Source organism: Arthrobacter sp. Soil764 (genome assembly GCF_001428075.1).
GTDB lineage: Bacteria > Actinomycetota > Actinomycetes > Actinomycetales > Micrococcaceae > Arthrobacter.
Genome location: NZ_LMSI01000004.1, coordinates 105,737 through 122,079 on the forward strand (window position 1 = coordinate 105,737; position 16,343 = coordinate 122,079).

17 protein-coding genes are annotated in these 16,343 nt (G+C 66.2%); 9 read left to right on the forward strand and 8 right to left on the reverse strand.

Annotation, left to right across the window (positions count from 1 at the left end):
* The first annotated feature begins 3 nt into the window (after nt 1–3).
* The 4 genes from ASG86_RS04715 (at nt 4) to ASG86_RS04730 (ending at nt 4,115) form a co-directional block, all read left to right on the forward strand.
* Nucleotides 4–726 carry a hypothetical protein gene (locus tag ASG86_RS04715; protein WP_235565098.1) on the forward strand — a complete coding sequence of 241 codons (723 nt, stop codon included), beginning with the start codon at nt 4–6 and terminating at the stop codon, nt 724–726.
* Nucleotides 723–2,474 carry a glycoside hydrolase family 35 protein gene (locus ASG86_RS04720; RefSeq protein WP_056330970.1) on the forward strand — a complete coding sequence of 584 codons (1,752 nt, stop codon included), beginning with the start codon at nt 723–725 and terminating at the stop codon, nt 2,472–2,474. Before ASG86_RS04715 ends, ASG86_RS04720 begins: the two co-directional genes overlap by 4 nt.
* Nucleotides 2,475–2,647: 173 nt before the next feature.
* Nucleotides 2,648–3,022 (forward strand): cupin domain-containing protein, encoded by a 375-nt coding sequence (locus ASG86_RS04725; RefSeq protein WP_056330974.1) that lies wholly within the window; start codon nt 2,648–2,650, stop codon nt 3,020–3,022.
* 106 nt (nt 3,023–3,128) lie between these two features.
* The gene (locus tag ASG86_RS04730; RefSeq protein ID WP_056330975.1) at nt 3,129–4,115 is read left to right on the forward strand and encodes an NAD-dependent epimerase/dehydratase family protein; all 987 of its coding nucleotides are present in this window, start codon (nt 3,129–3,131) and stop codon (nt 4,113–4,115) included.
* A gap of 6 nt (nt 4,116–4,121) precedes the next feature.
* Here the strand turns inward: ASG86_RS04730 and ASG86_RS04735 are convergent, their stop codons facing one another.
* Together ASG86_RS04735 and ASG86_RS04740 are read right to left on the reverse strand one after the other, a co-directional pair.
* Nucleotides 4,122–4,589 (reverse strand): hypothetical protein, encoded by a 468-nt coding sequence (locus tag ASG86_RS04735; protein WP_056331071.1) that lies wholly within the window; start codon nt 4,587–4,589, stop codon nt 4,122–4,124.
* The gene (locus ASG86_RS04740; RefSeq protein ID WP_056330976.1) at nt 4,573–6,516 is read right to left on the reverse strand and encodes a primary-amine oxidase; all 1,944 of its coding nucleotides are present in this window, start codon (nt 6,514–6,516) and stop codon (nt 4,573–4,575) included. The genes ASG86_RS04735 and ASG86_RS04740 overlap by 17 nt, the downstream gene beginning before the upstream one ends.
* A 77-nt stretch (nt 6,517–6,593) precedes the next feature.
* Here ASG86_RS04740 and ASG86_RS04745 point away from each other — a divergent pair, with 77 nt between their 5' ends.
* Both ASG86_RS04745 and ASG86_RS04750 read left to right on the forward strand, forming a co-directional pair.
* Nucleotides 6,594–7,247 (forward strand): TetR/AcrR family transcriptional regulator, encoded by a 654-nt coding sequence (locus ASG86_RS04745; protein WP_442854288.1) that lies wholly within the window; start codon nt 6,594–6,596, stop codon nt 7,245–7,247.
* Nucleotides 7,248–7,332: 85 nt separating this feature from the next.
* On the forward strand, nt 7,333–7,509 hold the full coding sequence (locus ASG86_RS04750) for a CsbD family protein (protein WP_056330981.1): 177 nt from the start codon (nt 7,333–7,335) through the stop codon (nt 7,507–7,509).
* Nucleotides 7,510–7,563: 54 nt separating this feature from the next.
* On the opposite strand, the gene ASG86_RS04755 is transcribed toward ASG86_RS04750, so the two are convergent.
* The gene (locus ASG86_RS04755; RefSeq protein ID WP_056330982.1) at nt 7,564–8,001 is read right to left on the reverse strand and encodes a DUF1003 domain-containing protein; all 438 of its coding nucleotides are present in this window, start codon (nt 7,999–8,001) and stop codon (nt 7,564–7,566) included.
* 184 nt (nt 8,002–8,185) lie between these two features.
* On the opposite strand from ASG86_RS04755, the gene ASG86_RS04760 reads away from it, so the two are divergent.
* Entirely contained in the window at nt 8,186–9,157 is a 972-nt protein-coding gene (locus tag ASG86_RS04760) for a helix-turn-helix domain-containing protein (RefSeq protein WP_056330985.1), read from the forward strand.
* Nucleotides 9,158–9,182: 25 nt separating this feature from the next.
* On the opposite strand, the gene gdhA is transcribed toward ASG86_RS04760, so the two are convergent.
* Nucleotides 9,183–10,520 carry an NADP-specific glutamate dehydrogenase gene (gdhA, locus tag ASG86_RS04765; RefSeq protein WP_056330987.1) on the reverse strand — a complete coding sequence of 446 codons (1,338 nt, stop codon included), beginning with the start codon at nt 10,518–10,520 and terminating at the stop codon, nt 9,183–9,185.
* Between the two features lie 201 nt (nt 10,521–10,721).
* On the opposite strand from gdhA, the gene ASG86_RS04770 reads away from it, so the two are divergent.
* Nucleotides 10,722–11,351, forward strand: a complete 630-nt coding sequence (locus ASG86_RS04770) for an AmiS/UreI family transporter (protein ID WP_056330990.1) — start codon at nt 10,722–10,724, stop codon at nt 11,349–11,351.
* On the opposite strand, the gene ASG86_RS04775 is transcribed toward ASG86_RS04770, so the two are convergent.
* From ASG86_RS04775 to ASG86_RS04785, 3 genes are all read right to left on the reverse strand, one after another.
* The gene (locus tag ASG86_RS04775) at nt 11,344–12,819 is read right to left on the reverse strand and encodes an APC family permease (protein WP_056330993.1); all 1,476 of its coding nucleotides are present in this window, start codon (nt 12,817–12,819) and stop codon (nt 11,344–11,346) included. The genes ASG86_RS04770 and ASG86_RS04775 overlap by 8 nt on opposite strands.
* Nucleotides 12,820–12,908: 89 nt before the next feature.
* A complete protein-coding gene (locus tag ASG86_RS04780; protein WP_056330996.1) occupies nt 12,909–14,258 on the reverse strand; it encodes a flavin monoamine oxidase family protein in 1,350 nt (449 codons plus the stop codon).
* A 10-nt stretch (nt 14,259–14,268) separates the two neighbouring features.
* Entirely contained in the window at nt 14,269–14,613 is a 345-nt protein-coding gene (locus ASG86_RS04785; RefSeq protein WP_056330999.1) for a cupin domain-containing protein, read from the reverse strand.
* Between the two features lie 156 nt (nt 14,614–14,769).
* On the opposite strand from ASG86_RS04785, the gene ASG86_RS04790 reads away from it, so the two are divergent.
* Nucleotides 14,770–15,354, forward strand: a complete 585-nt coding sequence (locus ASG86_RS04790; protein WP_056331001.1) for a TetR/AcrR family transcriptional regulator — start codon at nt 14,770–14,772, stop codon at nt 15,352–15,354.
* Nucleotides 15,355–15,443: 89 nt separating this feature from the next.
* Here ASG86_RS04790 and purU read toward each other — a convergent pair whose 3' ends face one another.
* Complete coding sequence (gene purU / locus ASG86_RS04795; protein WP_056331004.1) at nt 15,444–16,340, reverse strand: formyltetrahydrofolate deformylase; 897 nt, start codon at nt 16,338–16,340, stop codon at nt 15,444–15,446.
* Nucleotides 16,341–16,343: the final 3 nt, after the last annotated feature.

A 16,343-nucleotide genomic window follows, 5' to 3' on the forward strand; every position in this document is an offset into this window, starting at 1 on the left:
ACAGTGCGGGAGCAGGCAGCAGCGCCCCGGCGCGGACTGGCAAGCCGGATTCCAAGCCCCGGGTTTGACACCTTCGGGAGCATCTTCGGGTTCGTGTATACGTTCCTGGCAGGGAACGTGCTGCTGGCGGCGGCCAACGCCCCGCTGGTGCTGTGCCTCGCCCTGGTGGCGGACCCTATTGCCGCCTGGCCGTTCTTCCTGGCGCTGTCGGCCACCGTCCCGCCGTCTCTCGCCGGACTGTTCGCCGCCTTCCAGGCATTGAACGACGACGGGGCCGCGGTTAAGCCCGTTGCCTCCTTCCTGCGGGGCTACCGGCACGGCTTCCGGCGATCGGCCCTGCTGGGCCTTGCCGCCGTGGCGGTACTGCTGTTCCTCGGCGTGGACCTGGCCATCGTCCAGTCCATGCCGGGCACGGCGCTGCTGGTACCGGTAATCTCCGTGGCCGCAGCCCTGACGGTGGCCGTTGCCGTGATGGCAATTGCCGGCGTCGTACTCCTTCCGGCCGCCGGCCTCAAGGGCCTGGCCAAGGCAGCCCTATACCTGTCCGTGCAGCGCTGGTACCTGAGCCTGGCCATGCTGGCGCTGCTGGGAATCATCGCCGCCGCCGCCCTGCTCCAGCCGGTCCTCGGCGTGGCGCTGGCCCCGGCACCGCTGCTGTTCGTGGTGTGGAGCAACTCCGCTTACGCCTTCTCCGCAGCCCTTCGCACTCCCCAGGACACCCCTTGACCTCTTTTGCCATCGGCGAGCGCGACTTCCTCCTGGACGGCGAGCCGTTTCGCATCCTCTCCGGCGCCATCCACTACTTCCGGGTACACCCTGATTCATGGGCGGACCGGATCCGCAAGGCACGGCTGATGGGGCTCAACACCATCGAAACGTACGTGGCCTGGAACGAACACGCCCCCAGCCCAGGCGTTTTCCGGACTGATGGCGGCCTTGACCTGGGCCGCTTCCTGGACCTCGTGGCGGCCGAGGGGATGCGTGCCATCGTCCGGCCCGGCCCTTACATCTGTGCAGAGTGGGACAACGGCGGGCTGCCGGCGTGGCTGTTCACAGACCCCACCATCGGTGTTCGCAGCAGCGAGCCCGGCTACCTGGCCGCTGTGGATGCCTTCATGGACCAGCTGCTGCCCATCGTGGTGCAACGCCAGGCCACCCGCGGCGGTCCTGTCATCCTGCTTCAGATCGAGAACGAGTACGGAGCGTTCGGGTCGGACAAGGCATACCTGCAGCACCTCGTGGACGTGGCCAAGCGGGCGGGCGTGGACGTGCCGTTGTTCACCTGCGACCAGCCCTTCGGCACCATGATCGAGGATGGTTCACTGCCAGGGCTGCACAAAACCGGCACCTTTGGCTCGAGGGCCAATGAACGGCTGGCCTTCCTGCGGGACCGGCAGCCCACCGGGCCATTGATGTGCGCCGAGTTCTGGAACGGCTGGTTCGACAACTGGGGAACCCACCACCACACCACCGATGCTGCCGGTGCCGCAGCGGAACTGGACGCCCTGCTGTCCGCCGGGGCATCGGTAAACATCTACATGTTCCATGGCGGCACAAACTTCGGTTTCACCAACGGCGCCAATGACAAGGGCATCTACGAGCCCACCATTACGTCCTACGACTACGATGCCCCGCTGGCCGAAGACGGCTTCCCGACGGACAAGTACTTCGCGTTCCGCGATGTGATCGCCAAGCACTTCCCGGTTCCGGCGGAAGTACCGGAGCGCCGGCCTGTCGCCCCTCAAGACGCGGTGGAACTGACGGAAAGCGTGCCGCTGCTGGATGTTGCATGGCTGGGCAGTTCGGCGCGGGTGGTGGCCGGGGAAGTCCCCGCCGCCGAAGTCACGGAACAATACCGAGGGTTCTTCCTTTACGAAAAGGCCCTTACCCATGGCGGTGTCCTCTCCTTTGCCGAAGTACGGGACCGGGCCCAGTTCTTCCTGGACGGCTTTCCGTTGGGAACGCTGAGCCGTGAGCTCGGCGAGCGCTCCATCGCCATCCCCCGGGAAGGGCTGTTGCAGGTGCTTGTGGAGGACCAGGGCAGGGTCAACTACGGGCCCAGGATCGGCGAATCGAAGGGCCTGGCCGGCCCGGCACTGCTGGATGGGGCGGAGGTGCTTGACTGGAGCATCCGCCCGGTGGACCTTTCCCCGCTGGGTCAATTCCGTCAGGCCGCCAGTAAGCTGCACGGTTCCGGCGGCGTCGCAGGCCCATCCATGTCCTTCGGGTCCTTTACTGCAGACGGCCCCGGCGACCGTTACCTGCGGCTCGAAGGCTGGACAAAAGGCAACGCCTTCATCAACGGGTTCAACCTGGGACGATATTGGAGCCGGGGCCCGCAGCGCACCCTTTACGTGCCCGGCCCGCTGATCCGCCAAGGTGTCAACGAGCTGGCCATCCTGGAACTGCATGGCAGCGCCACACGGCTGGTGAATTTCATTGCCGCCCCGGACCTGGGACCGGACGAAAAGTAGGCCGAACCCCGCAAATGCAGCATTGACATCGGGTCCGGCCGGGAGCACATTGAGAGCGTCGCGCACGCGGTTCGGCAGGTTCTGGACGGGCACACCCTCCCTGGCGGACTACCTCCCGGCGCCGCCCCGGCCCGCCGGATGAATTAACAACCACTCCTTACCGGGAGCCAGAAATGCCTGCAGTAACGGTCACGAACCTCGAATCCAAATCCTTCAATGAACCCGACGAGAAGCGCCGCCCGCCCATGACCCAGGTGGATGTGGTCAACATTGGCGGCGCCACCTTGGGCCGCTTCACCTTTGAGCCCGGCTGGCGCTGGTCTGAAACCGTCAAGACCGTGGTCAAGACGGACAGTTGCCAGAACAACCACCTGGGCTTCTGCACCTCCGGCACCCTGACGGTGCAGCTGGATGACGGAACGCAGAAGACCATCCATGCCGGTGACGCCTACTCCATCCCGGCCGGGCATGACGCCTGGGTGGAAAACGACGAGACGTTCGTTGGTTACGAAGTCATGAGTGCAGCCGAATACGCCAAGCCCGCCTGATCACGTAGAAGACCAAGGCGAACCAGCAGGAAAGGGAGGCCCGCCAGGACCTCCCTTTCCTCTGCCGGCGGCCCTACGGTTGAGGGAACACAACGATCGGAGAGCAATGAAAGTCACCGTCATCGGCGGCAGCGGCCACATCGGTTCGTTCCTGGTCCCGAGGCTGGTCCGGGCAGGCCACGAGGTCACCTCCATCAGCCGCGGCACCAGCAAGCCCTACATCGACTCGCCCGAATGGCAGCAGGTCCACCAGGTCACCGCGGACCGGCAGGCGGAAGACCGGGACGGAACGTTCGGGGACCGTGTGGTTGGGCTGAAGCCGGACGCGGTGGTGGACCTGGTCTGCTTCACCCTCGAATCTGCGGCGTCACTGGTGCACCGGCTGCGCGGGGAGGTGGGGCACCTGCTGCACTGCGGCTCCATCTGGCGCTACGGGCAAAGCCTGAAGCTGCCCATCCGGGAAGGCTCTGATTCAGCGGCCGAGCCCTTTGGTGAGTACGGCGTCCAGAAGAACCGCATCGCGGTGATGCTGCAGGAGGAGACGGCAAGCGGCGGCCTGGCAACCACCTCGCTGCATCCCGGCCACATTGTCGGACCGGGCTGGCACCCCGTCGGCCCGCTCGGAAACCTGGACCCCGCCGTCTGGCAGGCACTCTCCGCCGGCCAACCCCTTCGGATCCCCGGCAGCGGCGCGGAACTGATGCACCACGTGCACGCCGACGACGTCGCCCAGGCTTTCGAAAAGGCCATCGCACACCGCGAGGCAGCCGCCGGCGAGGACTTCAACATCGTTGCCCCCACGGCGCTGACCGTCCGCGGGTACGCCGACATCGCGGCCGCCTGGTTCGGGCACGCCGCCGTCCTGGAAACGGTGACCTGGGACCGCTTCCGCGAAAACACCTCCCGCGAGTATGCCGACTCCAGCTGGGAACACCTCTACCGCAGCCACTGCTTCAGCATTGAGAAGGCCGCGTCCGTGCTGGGTTACGCGCCGCGGTACCAACCGGAGCAGGCCGTCTTCGAATCCATCCAGTGGCTCGTGGAGCATGAACGCCTGCACGTCGCGCGGCCCCTGGGAGTCTCCGCGGGGTGAGGCCGCCTAGGCAGTCACCCGCCGGAGCCGTGAAACCAGCGAGGCGGCCAGCAGGGCAGTAACCAGTTCCAGCGCGATCACCAGCAGCAGTTCCGGGGCGCCGGAGGCAGCAACAGCGGACGACGGCGGCTGCGCACCATGCGCGTGTCCGGCACCGCCGGCGCCGAGCAGCAGGGCGGCATGCACGACAGCCATGCCCACGGCAGCAACCGTGACCTGGTGCAGCGCGCCCACGCGGCTGTGCCGCCAGATGTGCACCGCGCAGGGCAGGCAGACGGCGGCAAGCGCCAGCATCAGCACGCTCAGCCAAACCCCGTGGCGGCCGGCCGCGGCCAGCCACAGGTGCGCAGCGCAGCCCGCGGCGGTGACCACGGCGACCAGCCGGGAATGCAGGACCGGCCCCTTGGCACCGGGCCGTCCTGCCGCCGTCGTACTCCCTGCCCTGTCCCGGGCGAGGCTAGTGGCAGGAGCCACCGCTGCCACCCTCGGTATGGCAGGCCGCGGCCTGCTTGTTGGGATTGGCCGGAACATCCAGGACCGGGCTGCGGTCGAAGAAGCCCTCGGGGCGGAGCTTGAAGCCCACGGTGTCCACCGGCATGATGGGCCAGTCCTCCACCCGCGGGAAGTGGGTCAGGCCAAAGGTGTGCCACACCACGATGTCCTGCCCGTCGATGTCCCGGTCCTGCGCCACGTAGGCCGGCAGCCCCGCTCCCCCGGCATGCTGGTTCACGAAGTCGCCCGTGGGGTAGCGCTCGTCCTCGGCGTAGCGGGTCACCCAGAGATCCTTGGTGGCGAACGCGGCCCGGCGCGCAATGGACGAGTCCGGGTCCGCCAGCAGGGTGGGCTGGTTGTGGGAGTGCAGCTTGTAGCCCACCGGCTCGCCCAGCCGGTTGCGGGATTCGGGGTTGGAGATGATCCACGTCCGGCCGCTGCGGGCATCAGCCTCGCGGACTGCCCCGGATTCACGGGCCAGGACGGTGCGCTTGCGGGAGAAGGCGTTGCCGCGCTCATTGCCGGGGCCCATCGCCTGGCGGACCACGTCCTCTTCCTCCACCCGGTTGGTGAACCCGTCGATGGCCATGTCCAGCCGGGCGCTGAAGAGGTGCTGGTGGAAGGGCGCGCCCAGGCCGGGGGCCAGTTGGGAGATGTTGTCCGAGCCGTCTTCCGGGAAGGCGGACGTAAAGACGATTCCCGTGGCTTTGGCCTCGAATTCGATGGTGCCGTCCAGGTACAGGTACCAGTAGAAGCCGTAATCGTAGTTGCCGATGGTGGTGAAGAAGGAGATGACCAGGCGACGGTTGCGGCGGGTGTAGGTGACGCCGCTCCACAGGTCCGAGTGCTTGGACAGGATGCTCCAGTCCTCCTCGTGCATGCAGATCCCGTTGCGGATTTCCCGGGGGTTGCCGAACGCGTCGGAGATGACGGGGCTCAGGTACGTGATGTCGCCAAGGCAGTCGCAGCCCAGTTCCAGTGAGTTGGCGTACTGGCCCACCAGGTATTCGCCGGTGTCGAAGTAGTTCTGCCAGGACCGGATGGGTGAAGGGTCACCGTACGGGACCACCATCTCGGCGATGGAGGCGCGGTTGATGATGGGCCGCACCCGGTCCCCGTCACGGAAGCCGAGGTTGTGGAGGACCACGCCTTCACGGACATCGAAGCCGACGTCGACACTCCACTTTTCCCACTCCACGTGGTTGCCGCCGGTGACGGTGAAGCTGGGACCTTCGGGCTGGGTGATGCTGATGGGCTTTTGGGTGGTGCGCAGCGGCCCGGTCAGTTCCGGGTCCGTGTAGTTGCCGTGTTCGGCAGGGATGGGCATCACGCCCAGGTCGATCACCTGCGTGACCTCTTTGCTGACCACATCCACGTAGGCCACCAGCCCGTCCACGGGGTGCGCCCACGCGCTGTCCTGGGGGAACTCCTGGACGAATGCCAGCCCGCGCAGGATCCGCCGGCCCTTCTCTTCGGCATATTCGAAGACACCGGCGGAGAGCGGGGCCACGCGAACTTTTTCGACGGCGAGTCCACGGTCCGCGAGCGCCTTGAGCCAGCGGTCATCGGCGGCCAGGAGGGTTTCCACCACCTCGAATTCCTCCTCCAGGACCGGCAGTTCTCCGGTCACCGCTGTGTCCAGTTCGACGGCGGAGTCCACCCTTTGGTGCGTGACGGAGACAAGGACATCGTGTGGGGCAGCACCGGAGACATCGTGGATGAACACCCGAAAGCGGCGGTCCGCCGCCCCGGGGTCCGAGCCGCGGGGCGGGTCCTGCAGGCCCAGGTAGGCGATACGGTGCTGCGGACCCAGGTGGCCTTCTTCCTGCAGGATGGACCGCACCTCCAGGATTTCAGCGGCGGTTGCCAGCGCGTATGCGGAGGCAGTTTCAGTTGGAGCAAGCGTCACGGGTTCAACCTTTGTCCGGGCCGTTTTTGGCCGCTGGCGTTTATTTTCTATAGTTGTAGAGAATAAACGTACGTAACATGGCTCACAAGAGTCGGGACCAAAATATTTTCCGGGGAGTGGCCACGGTGCCCAAGATTGTTGACCATGACGAGCGGCGCCTGGAACTGGTGGATGCCACCTGGCGGATCATTGCCCGACAGGGGCTGGAAGGCGCCACCATGCGAGAGATCGCCATGGAGGCCGGCTTTGCCAACGGCGCCCTGAAGCCCTATTTCCCCACCAAGGACACTCTGCTGGAGTTCGCCTTCAGCCACGTCTTCAACCGCACCAACCAGCGGATTGCCGAGGTCACTGAAGGCAAATCCGGCCTGGCTGCCCTGCGGGCCTTTTGCCTTGAAGTACTGCCCCTCGATGAGGAACGCATCAACGAGGCGCGGATCGTCATCCCGTTCTGGCAAAGGGCCGTGAATGACGCCCAGAAGGCCGGGGTCCACCAACGTTCCATGGACGAATGGCTGGCCGCCATCCGCCGGTGCCTGCAGGAGGCGAGGGACAGCGGGGACGTGACTGCCGCCGTCGACAACCATGTCCTGGCAGGCCAACTGCTGAACATGCTGCTGGGCGCGCAGATCGAAGCGGCGCTTGCGCCGGAAGGCCGGACGGACTTCGGCCACGCGGCGCAACTGGAGGGCTACCTCGCCCTTCTGGGCAAAATTCCCGGCGGTAAATAGGCACCAAACTCGAAAGTATGCTTACTATTGAGGGGTCAGGTTCTGGTTCACGCCGGAGCGAGCACGAACTGTAAGGAGCATCTCCATGGGTTTGGATGACAAGATCGGTAACGCAGCAGAGAAGCTCGGCGGCAAGGGCAAGGAAGCTGCCGGCAACGCCACGGGCGATGAGAGCCTGAAGGCCGAAGGCCAGACGGACCAGTCGAAGTCGGACCTCAAGCAGGCCGGCGAGCACGTCAAGGATGCCTTCAAGAAGGACTAGTCGACGCTCGCATAATGGGTGCAGCTCCAGCCGGAGTTGCACCCATTGTCGCGTTCAGGGCCGCTGCTCCCCCACAGTGCCGGCCTGGACCTGGCCGCGCATGTCCCGCAGTTCCTGCAGCAGCTTCAGTTGTTCAGCGTTGATGTTCATGAGCATCTCGATGTGCGCCGCGGCGCGCACATCCGTCTCGTAGTCATGCTGAGCCATGGCCGAGGCGATTGCGTCCTGGCGCTTGGCCGCGATCAAAAGGATGGCCCCCTGCAGGCCGGCCAGCATGGACAGGAAGAGATTCAGGAGGATGTAGGGATAGGGATCCCACGCGTTGGCTGCGAGGACATAGCTGTTCAGCGCAGCCCACGCCGCCATGAACGCCAGGAAGATGCCCACGAAGGGCCAGCTGCCCATCCCGTTCCGGAGGGTATCCGCGGCCCTCTCACCGGCGGTGAGGCCTTCCTTGTGCCGCCGGTGCCAGTTGCTTCTGATGTCCGTCATGGCCCCAGACTATGTCCTGGCTCAGGGGCGGCGGGGCTAGTGGATCAGCCCGGAAAGAAGTTGGCCCCGGTTTTATTTTCGCCAACCGTTGAAAAAAGACGGTAGTGGCACTAACCTGAACTCACTGTGCTGCAGGACACAGTGCGGGGGAACGTCGAGTTGCATTCCGTTACGAGGAAGATCCATGCCACCAACAACTCCAACCCGGACGTCGTCCCGGCAGGCGCCCCAGGACCTCACCTCCAGGGTGGCCGGCTCCTTCGACCACTGGAAGCACCTGGTGGCCGAATCCTTCGTGCCCCTCACGGCACGGACCGATGACGTGGAGGGCTTCCGCGGACAGATGCGTTCGCGCGTGCTGGACCGGATGTCCATCGTTGAAGTCACCGCCACCTCCCACGAGGTGCACCGCACCCCGGCACTGATCGCCCAGGCCCACGAGCGCTACTTCAAGCTGAACCTGCAGCTGGAAGGAACCGGCCTGCTGATCCAGGACAACCGGGAAGCCGTGCTTCAGCCCGGGGACCTGGCCATCTACGACACCAACCGCCCCTACACCCTGGCTTTCGAGGACCAGACCCGGATCATGGTGCTCATGTTCCCCTGCGACGCCCTGTCGCTGCCCGCGGACTACGTGGGCCAGCTTGCGGCCGTGCGGATGGGCAGTGGGGGCCTCAGCGGGATCGTGGGCCAGTTCATCCGGGAGCTGTCGGCAAACCTGGATGTCCTGAACGGCCCCAGCGGATCAAGGCTCGCCACGAACGCGCTGGACCTGGTGTCCACCATGCTGCATGCGGAAATGGACATTTCGCCGGACAGGATGAAGCCCCAGGCACTCCTGGCCGTATCGATCCGCGAGTATATCGAGGCCAACCTCTCCGATCCGCTGCTGTCGCCGGCCGGCATCGCCGCTGCGCACTTCATCTCCACCCGGCACCTGCACAATGTCTTTCACGAGTCGGGCAGCACCGTTGCCGGCTTCATCCGGAGCCAACGGCTGGACGGGGCCCGCCGCGACCTGCGCGATCCGCTGCATGCCGGAAAGTCCGTAGGTGCCGTGGCCGCCGCCTGGGGATTCCTGGACGCCGCCCACTTCAGCCGGACGTTCCGGGACGCCTTTGGCGTCTCCCCCACCCAGTGGCGCCGCGGCAGCTAGATCAGAGCCTCCGCAGAAGCCGCCGCTAGATCAGACCCTGGGCCAGCATGGCATCTGCCACCTTGACGAAACCGCCGATGTTGGCGCCGAGTACGTAGTTGCCCGGCTCGCCGTATTCCGCGGCCGTTGCCGCGCACCGGTCGTGGATGCCCACCATGATGTCGGTCAGCCGCGCCTCGGTGTGTTCGAAGGTCCAGGAGTCCCGGCTGGCGTTTTGCTGCATTTCCAGGGCGGAGGTGGCCACGCCTCCCGCGTTCGCCGCCTTGCCCGGGCCGAACAGCACCCCCGCCTCCTGGAACACCGAGACCGCGTCGCGCGTGCAGGGCATGTTGGCACCTTCCCCGACGGCCACCAGACCGCCCCGGACCAGCCGGGCGGCAGCACCGCCGTCGAGCTCATTCTGGGTGGCGCACGGCAGCGCCACGGAAGCATCCACGTCCCAGACCGAGCCGCCGTCCACATAGGCAACGCCGCCCCGCCGTTCGGCGTAGTCCTTGAGCCGCGCCCGCTGCACCTCCTTCACCTCGCGGAGCAGGGCAACGTCGATGCCCGCCTCATCCACCACATAACCGGAGGAATCCGAGCAGGCCACCACGGTGGCGCCGAGTGCTTGCGCCTTGGCGATGGCGTTGATGGCCACGTTGCCGGAGCCGGACACCACCACGCGCTGGCCGTCAAAGGACGTGCCCCGGGTCCGCAGCATCTGCTCGGTGAAGATCACGGTGCCGAATCCTGTCGCTTCGGGCCGCACCAGTGAGCCGCCCCAGGAGATGCCCTTGCCGGTGAGGACCCCGGATTCGTAACGGTTGGTGATCCGCTTGTACTGGCCAAAGAGGTAACCGATCTCGCGCCCGCCCACGCCAATGTCGCCGGCGGGAACATCGGTGTATTCGCCGATGTGGCGGTACAGCTCGGTCATGAAGGACTGGCAGAACCGCATGACTTCGGCGTCACTGCGGCCGCGGGGATCGAAGTCGGAACCGCCCTTGCCGCCGCCAATCGGCATGCCGGTCAGGGCATTCTTAAAGATCTGCTCGAAACCGAGGAACTTGACGATGCCGAGGTACACGGACGGGTGGAAGCGGAGGCCGCCCTTGTAGGGCCCCAGGGCGGAGTTGAACTCCACCCGGAAGCCGCGGTTGATCCGCACGCGGCCGGAGTCGTCCGTCCACGGGACCCGGAAGATGATCTGGCGCTCCGGCTCGCAGAGGCGCTCCAGGATGGCGGCTTCGAGGAATTCTGGGTGGCGGTCATGCACGGGGCCCAGGCTTTCGAAGACCTCCACCACCGCCTGGTGGAATTCCGCTTCGCCGGGGTTCCGTGCCAGGACCGTGTCCCTGATGGCTTCCAGCCGTGCATCCATAAATATATTCCTTACGTGGAGCCGGGATGGGAGCGGCCGCCAGCAGGCAACGTCGCCCCGATAGGTTTACACTTCAACCTATCGGATTGCGACTGGGCACCGTTAGCCGGGCACTCGCATCTGCACTAATCTCCGTATTGTGACAGCACGATTCCGCTTTATGAGATTTTTTCCCTCGGCCCGCGCAGTGGGGACACCCTGATGCCGTATATCTGCCTCCTCCTCTCCGGCGCCGCGCTGCTGGTCAACGGCCTCGCCACCCTGGGGCACTTTCCCCGCCGCGACGCCGCGGTGTTCAGCCTGGTGGTCGGAGGCACCCAGCTGGCGCTCGGCGTCGTCCATGTCTCCACAGCCGGGAACGCCCCGGCGGCGCTCCTGACGGCGGCCGGCATGTTCCTCTTCGGGGTGACGTACCTGTACTCAGGCCTGGACCAACTGCTGGCACTCGGGGGCCGCGGCCTGGGCTGGTTCTGCGGGATGGTGGCCTTCTGCGGGCTGCTGCTGGCGGCCGCCTGGCTGGGCCCGGACCCGCTGCTGGCGGTGCTCTGGCTGTGCTGGTCAGTGCTGTGGGCACTGCTGTTCGCCGGCATGGCCCTCGGCGCAGCGCGGCTGGGACCTTTCACCGGCTGGGCGCTGGTGCTCACCAGCCAGGCGTCCGCCACAGTTCCGGCGGTTCTCGGCCTGGCCGGACTCTGGCCCCGTTCGGCTGCCGCCATCTGGCTGGCTGCGCTGCTCCTGGCCGGCCTGTTCATGGCGGCACGCACACTGGCCCGGCGCGGACCGCAGGTTCCACGCCGGGCCAGTACCGGAGATACCCTGCCGGCTAAGTAAGCGCGTGGCCCAATGCGGCGACGTGGAGCCGGCGCTGGATTACCGACTCCACGAGCACACCGGCCAGGAAGACCACCGGGACAGCCACCAGGAGGGCCACGGCGATCTCCGCGCTGCCGCCAATGAGGGCCGTGAAGTTGCTGACCACCAGGTACAGGACCCAGGCCAACAGGATCACCGCCAGGATGGGAGCCACGCGGGTTTGCCAGAGGAGCGCACCCGCACGTTCCCGCCGGAAGAACGCCACGACGGCCGCCGAGCACAGCATGTACAGCACCAGCAGCGCCGCCACTGCCAGGCCGCTGAACCAGGAGAACAGGGTCAGCACGGGGTCCAGCGCCAGGATGGCGAAGGGCACCACCAGCACGACGGCGGTGGCGGACTGGACCCAGGCTGCAACGGCAGGTGCCCGGTGCCGGTTGGTCCGGGCCAGGACGGCGGGCATGGAACCGCGCAGGGCCAGGGAGTGCAGGTAGCGGTTGATGCCGTTGTGGAACGCGATGATTCCGGCGAGCAGCGAGGTGACCAGGAGGATTCCGGCCACGATGCCTGCCCAAGGGCCGAAGAGTTCCACCAGCGGACCCATGACAAAGGAGGTGGCGTCCCCTGATTCGAGCGCGGCGCCGGCGGCACCCATCACCTGCGAGGGCCCGTAGTAGCTGACCAGCATCCAGGAGATGAAGGCGAAGAACACCGAGATCACGCCGACGGAGAGGTAGGTTGCCCGGGCCACGGTCCGGTGCGGATCCTTGGCCTCCGCGGAGTAGATGGCGGTCGATTCGAACCCGAACATGGAAGCCACCGCGAACATGATGGCAACACCGGGAGCTCCTGCGCCGATTGCTTCCGGGGAGAAGGAAGCGGCAACGCTGATGCCTTCCGGGCCGCCACCGTGGAACAGCACGGTGAACCCGAACATCAGGAGGATGGCCACCTCGAGTCCCACCAGCACAGCCAGGACGCGGGCGCCGAGTTCGATATTAAGGGAGCCCAGCACCTGGACGCCGGCCATGGTGGCGAGAGACAAAAGCCACCAGGGAAGCTCGAGTCCGGCAGACGCCAGGAGCCCGGAGAAGGCTGCACCGTAGAGGCCGTACATGGCAGCCTGGACAGTGCTGTAGGCCAGCAGGGCCAACCAGGCCGCGCCGGCTCCGGTCCGCCTGCCGAATGCTGCCGTCACGTAGGCGTAAAACGCACCGTTGGCCTGGATTTTGCGGCTCATGGCCACAAAGCCCACGGCGAAGACCACGATGACGACGCCGACGATCAGGTAGGCGCCCGGGGCGCCGGCACCGTTGCCCAGCGCTGCCGCGAGCGGTGCCGCGCCCACGATCCCCGTCAGGGGCGCCTGGGCGGACAGGACGAAGAACAGGACGCCCAGCACGCCGATGCTGCCGGCGCGGAGGGCCGTGGAATGCTCCTTTGCCGGAGCGCCAGTGGTCCGGGTCTCGGAATTCGAAATACTCATTGGATCCTTCTTAACGGTCATGAGCTCGAGAAAATTGCTGTGGGATCCAGCTTGGCAGCGGCCCGCGCTGCCCCTTTGTCCACCAGCGATCAGTTGTTGTCCGTCAGCGCAGTGCCGGTGCGGCCCGCAATATTCGACGCCGCCGCCGATGCGGCTTCCATGCCGCTCTCGATGGCGCCGTCAATGAAGCCGCCCCATCCGTTGGCGATGTCGGAGCCGGCAAAGAGCACGTTTCCGTGCCCTGCCTGGAGTGCTGCCAGATGGTTGGCCAGGAAGCCTGTCCGGTGCATCGGCCATGTTTCCCCCGCCAACGGATCGGCCACCCAGTCATGTGTGGCCACGTTCCGCACCTCGGCGTCAGGCACCAGCCGGGCCAGCTGCGCCTGCACTGCCGCGGCATCCGCGGCGTCGATCTTCGAAGCGTCCGGGCCGAAGCCAACGACGATCGTGTCGCCGTCGAGCACGTATTCCGCCTGGAAGAAATTCAGCGGCCAGTCCGCGTTCCCCAAGGCTACGAAGGGTGCATGTTCTCCCCGGAGCCGGATCCACACCTTAACACCCTTGGATACCTGCCCGTCGTTTGCTCCTTCTGCCTGGGCCGGGGTCAACGGTGGCTCGAAGTCGACGGCGCCCAGGACATGGAGCGGGACGGTGACGATTGCAGTCCTGGCGGTAATGGTCCGGCCGCCAGCGCTGCGGACGGTGACCGTGCCGCCGTCGTCACTGATCCCTGACACAACGAAACCGAAGTCGACGGCGGTCCGCGCGTCCCGGAGGATGGCCTCGGCCAGTGCCGCGGTGCCGCCCTGGATCTTGTACGTGGCGCAGGCTTCGAAGTTGACCGCCCAGTCACCGTTGGTCAGGGCCACCCAGCGCAGGGCCTGGGTCAGCGCCGCGTCTTCCAGCGGCCCGTTGAAGTTCAGGGCCCAGAAGGACTCGAGGATGTCCCGTGCGGCACCGGCGGGGAACTGCTCCCGGATGCGGTCCTGGACGGACACGTGGTCGATGCCTTTGAAGTCATCGACGGCCAGGGGGGTGAAGGGTTGGGGGAAGTAGCGGCGTGACTCCTTGACCAACTCGCCGTTGTAGATGCCAACCAGGTCCAGAAGCTCGCCGGGGGCACCTTCCCGGCGGCCGCCGTCGGCCCACCAAAAGGCACGCTGCGGCTCCGGGCTTGCTACAGTGCCGATGCCGTACCGTTTCAGCTCGGCCCAGACGTACGGCTGGGTCCAGTGCACCCACGTGCCGCCGATCTCCAGGTCGCGGCCCAGCCGGTGGTCCAACCAGGTCCTGCCGCCGATGCGGTCCCGGGCCTCGACGACGCGAACCTTCAAACCCTGCCGGGTGAGCTCCCTGGCGGCGGTAAGGCCGGCGAATCCCGCACCCACGACGACGACGTCGAGGGTGGCGTTGACTGAGGTGCTGTGTTCCTGATCCATGGGGCCGCACCTAGCTGTAGACGAAGAATTCGACGGTGGGTGCCAGCACGGCCCAACGGGTGCGGGCGCCTTTGTTGAAGGACGCCGCACCCCCGGCCGTGAGTTCATACACGTCGCCGCCTTCCACCTCGATGCGGAGGTGGCCGTCGATGATGTGGATGGTTTCGTCGGCTTCGATGACCAGGTCGAAGGGCTCGGGGGCCTCCGTGGGATTGACGTGCCAGTAACCGCAGGCGAGGGCCGGCCGGCCGCCCTCGCCAAAGCGGCGGATCCATTGGACCTGGCCCAGCTCGAAGGGCTCGTTCTTGCCGGGATCGAGGAACGAGGACGTAGTGAAGGCGGGAGTTGTTGCCATGGTTTGCTCCAGGGGGAAGGGCCGGCGGCTGCCGGAAATCAGTGATAGCGACGCCGATGCTGTGACTGGCATCACGGCGTGGAAGCAATCTAAGCAATTGCTTAGTTCTAAGTCAAGGGGCAGCTCTGGGTCTTGAAGCTGGCTAGAATCGTCGTCATGACGCCTTCCGCCACCCGCAGTGCTGCCTCCTCCAAATACGGCACAGGCCGCGAAGCTTTGCTGCGGGCCGTCGTGGACGTGGTGGCGCAGAAGGGCCTGCGCGGGATGACGTACCGGGCCGTCGCCGAGGCAGCGGGCGTGAACAACAGCCTGGTGGCTCATCATTTCGGGTCCAGGGATGCACTCATTGCCGCGGCACTGCAGTGGGCTTCCGAGCAATCCATCGCCGCGTCCCGGCTGCGCGAAGCGGCGGAGCAGGAAGGCTCATTCACCGAGGCGCTGTTGGGACTCCTGCTTGAAGATCCGGGACTGCAGGCGTTCCAATACGAGATGATCCTGGAAGCACGGCGTCGGCCGGAACTGGCCGGACCCGTGGCCCAGCTGTACGAGAGCTACGTCGCCGCCTTGACCGAAGGGCTTCAGGCTTTTGGCATACAGGGCGAGGTGCGCGTGGTTGCCCGCTCGCTCTTCGCCGCTCTGGATGGACTTGTACTGCAGTACCTTGCTGGTGTCGGACGGGACGAGATTGCTGCAGCCCTTGAGGAGGTGCACCAGGTGGTGCTCCTCCGGCGCGGAACCTAGCGCCACCCACCGGGCGGGCACAGCAAAGCGCGGCCGGCCGCCCCCGGAAGGGGCAGCCAGCCGCGCTGGCAGTATTCAGTTGGTTCGGGTTACCGGAGCACCACGGTGCGGTTGCCCTGCAGGATGACCCGGCCCTCGCAGTGCCATTTCACGGCGTTGGAGAGGGCCTTGCATTCGGTGTCGCGGCCGGCGGCCACCAGGTCCTCCGGTCCGTACGTGTGGTCCACCTCCACCACCTGCTGGGCGATGATGGGTCCCTCGTCCAGCTCTGCGTTGACGTAGTGTGCCGTGGCGCCCACGGTCTTGACGCCGCGCGCGTACGCCTGGTGGTAGGGCTTGGCACCCTTGAAGCTGGGCAGGAACGAGTGGTGGATGTTGATGGCCCGGCCGTCCAGCTGCCGGGTCAGCTCGTCGCTGAGTACCTGCATGTAGCGGGCCAGGACCACCAGTTCCACGTCCAGCCCGTCCACCAGCTCCATGAGTTTCGCCTCGGCCTCGGGCTTGGTTCCGGCCGTGACCGGGATGTGGTGGAACGGGATCCCGTGCCACTCCACCAGCGCCTGGTGGTCCCGGTGGTTGGACACCACCGCCACCACGTCAATGGGCAGCTCGCCGATGCGGGCCCGGAACAGCAGGTCGTTGAGGCAGTGCCCGAATTTGGACACCATGATCAGCACCTTGCGCTTGGAACCCTGGCGTTCCAGCTGCCACCGCATGCCGAACTTCCCGGCAACGGGGGCAAAAGAGGACCGCAGGAGCTCCAGCGTGGATTCGTCCCCTTCGGAGACGAAGTGCACGCGCATGAAGAAGTGGCCCTCGGAGCGTTCACCGAACTGCTTGTTGTCGATGATGTCGCAGCCGTGCTCCAGCAGGAAACCGGAGACGGCATGCACAATGCCGGGCCCTTCCGGGCAGTCAAGGGTCAGGACGTGCTCCACGGTGGTGGGCGCCTTCAGTGCGGGGATATGGGTTTCAGTAACAGTCATGGC

Coding starts and splice junctions, on each gene's coding strand:
- ASG86_RS04750 (WP_056330981.1), top strand. CDS start 7,333: ATGGGTTTGGATGACAAGATCGGTAACGCAGCAGAGAAGCTCGGCGGC.
- ASG86_RS04775 (WP_056330993.1), bottom strand. CDS start 12,819: ATGAGTATTTCGAATTCCGAGACCCGGACCACTGGCGCTCCGGCAAAG.
- gdhA (WP_056330987.1), bottom strand. CDS start 10,520: ATGGATGCACGGCTGGAAGCCATCAGGGACACGGTCCTGGCACGGAAC.
- ASG86_RS04725 (WP_056330974.1), top strand. CDS start 2,648: ATGCCTGCAGTAACGGTCACGAACCTCGAATCCAAATCCTTCAATGAA.
- ASG86_RS04755 (WP_056330982.1), bottom strand. CDS start 8,001: ATGACGGACATCAGAAGCAACTGGCACCGGCGGCACAAGGAAGGCCTC.
- purU (WP_056331004.1), bottom strand. CDS start 16,340: ATGACTGTTACTGAAACCCATATCCCCGCACTGAAGGCGCCCACCACC.
- ASG86_RS04790 (WP_056331001.1), top strand. CDS start 14,770: ATGACGCCTTCCGCCACCCGCAGTGCTGCCTCCTCCAAATACGGCACA.
- ASG86_RS04760 (WP_056330985.1), top strand. CDS start 8,186: ATGCCACCAACAACTCCAACCCGGACGTCGTCCCGGCAGGCGCCCCAG.
- ASG86_RS04770 (WP_056330990.1), top strand. CDS start 10,722: ATGCCGTATATCTGCCTCCTCCTCTCCGGCGCCGCGCTGCTGGTCAAC.
- ASG86_RS04780 (WP_056330996.1), bottom strand. CDS start 14,258: ATGGATCAGGAACACAGCACCTCAGTCAACGCCACCCTCGACGTCGTC.
- ASG86_RS04745 (WP_442854288.1), top strand. CDS start 6,594: ATGGCTCACAAGAGTCGGGACCAAAATATTTTCCGGGGAGTGGCCACG.
- ASG86_RS04730 (WP_056330975.1), top strand. CDS start 3,129: ATGAAAGTCACCGTCATCGGCGGCAGCGGCCACATCGGTTCGTTCCTG.
- ASG86_RS04785 (WP_056330999.1), bottom strand. CDS start 14,613: ATGGCAACAACTCCCGCCTTCACTACGTCCTCGTTCCTCGATCCCGGC.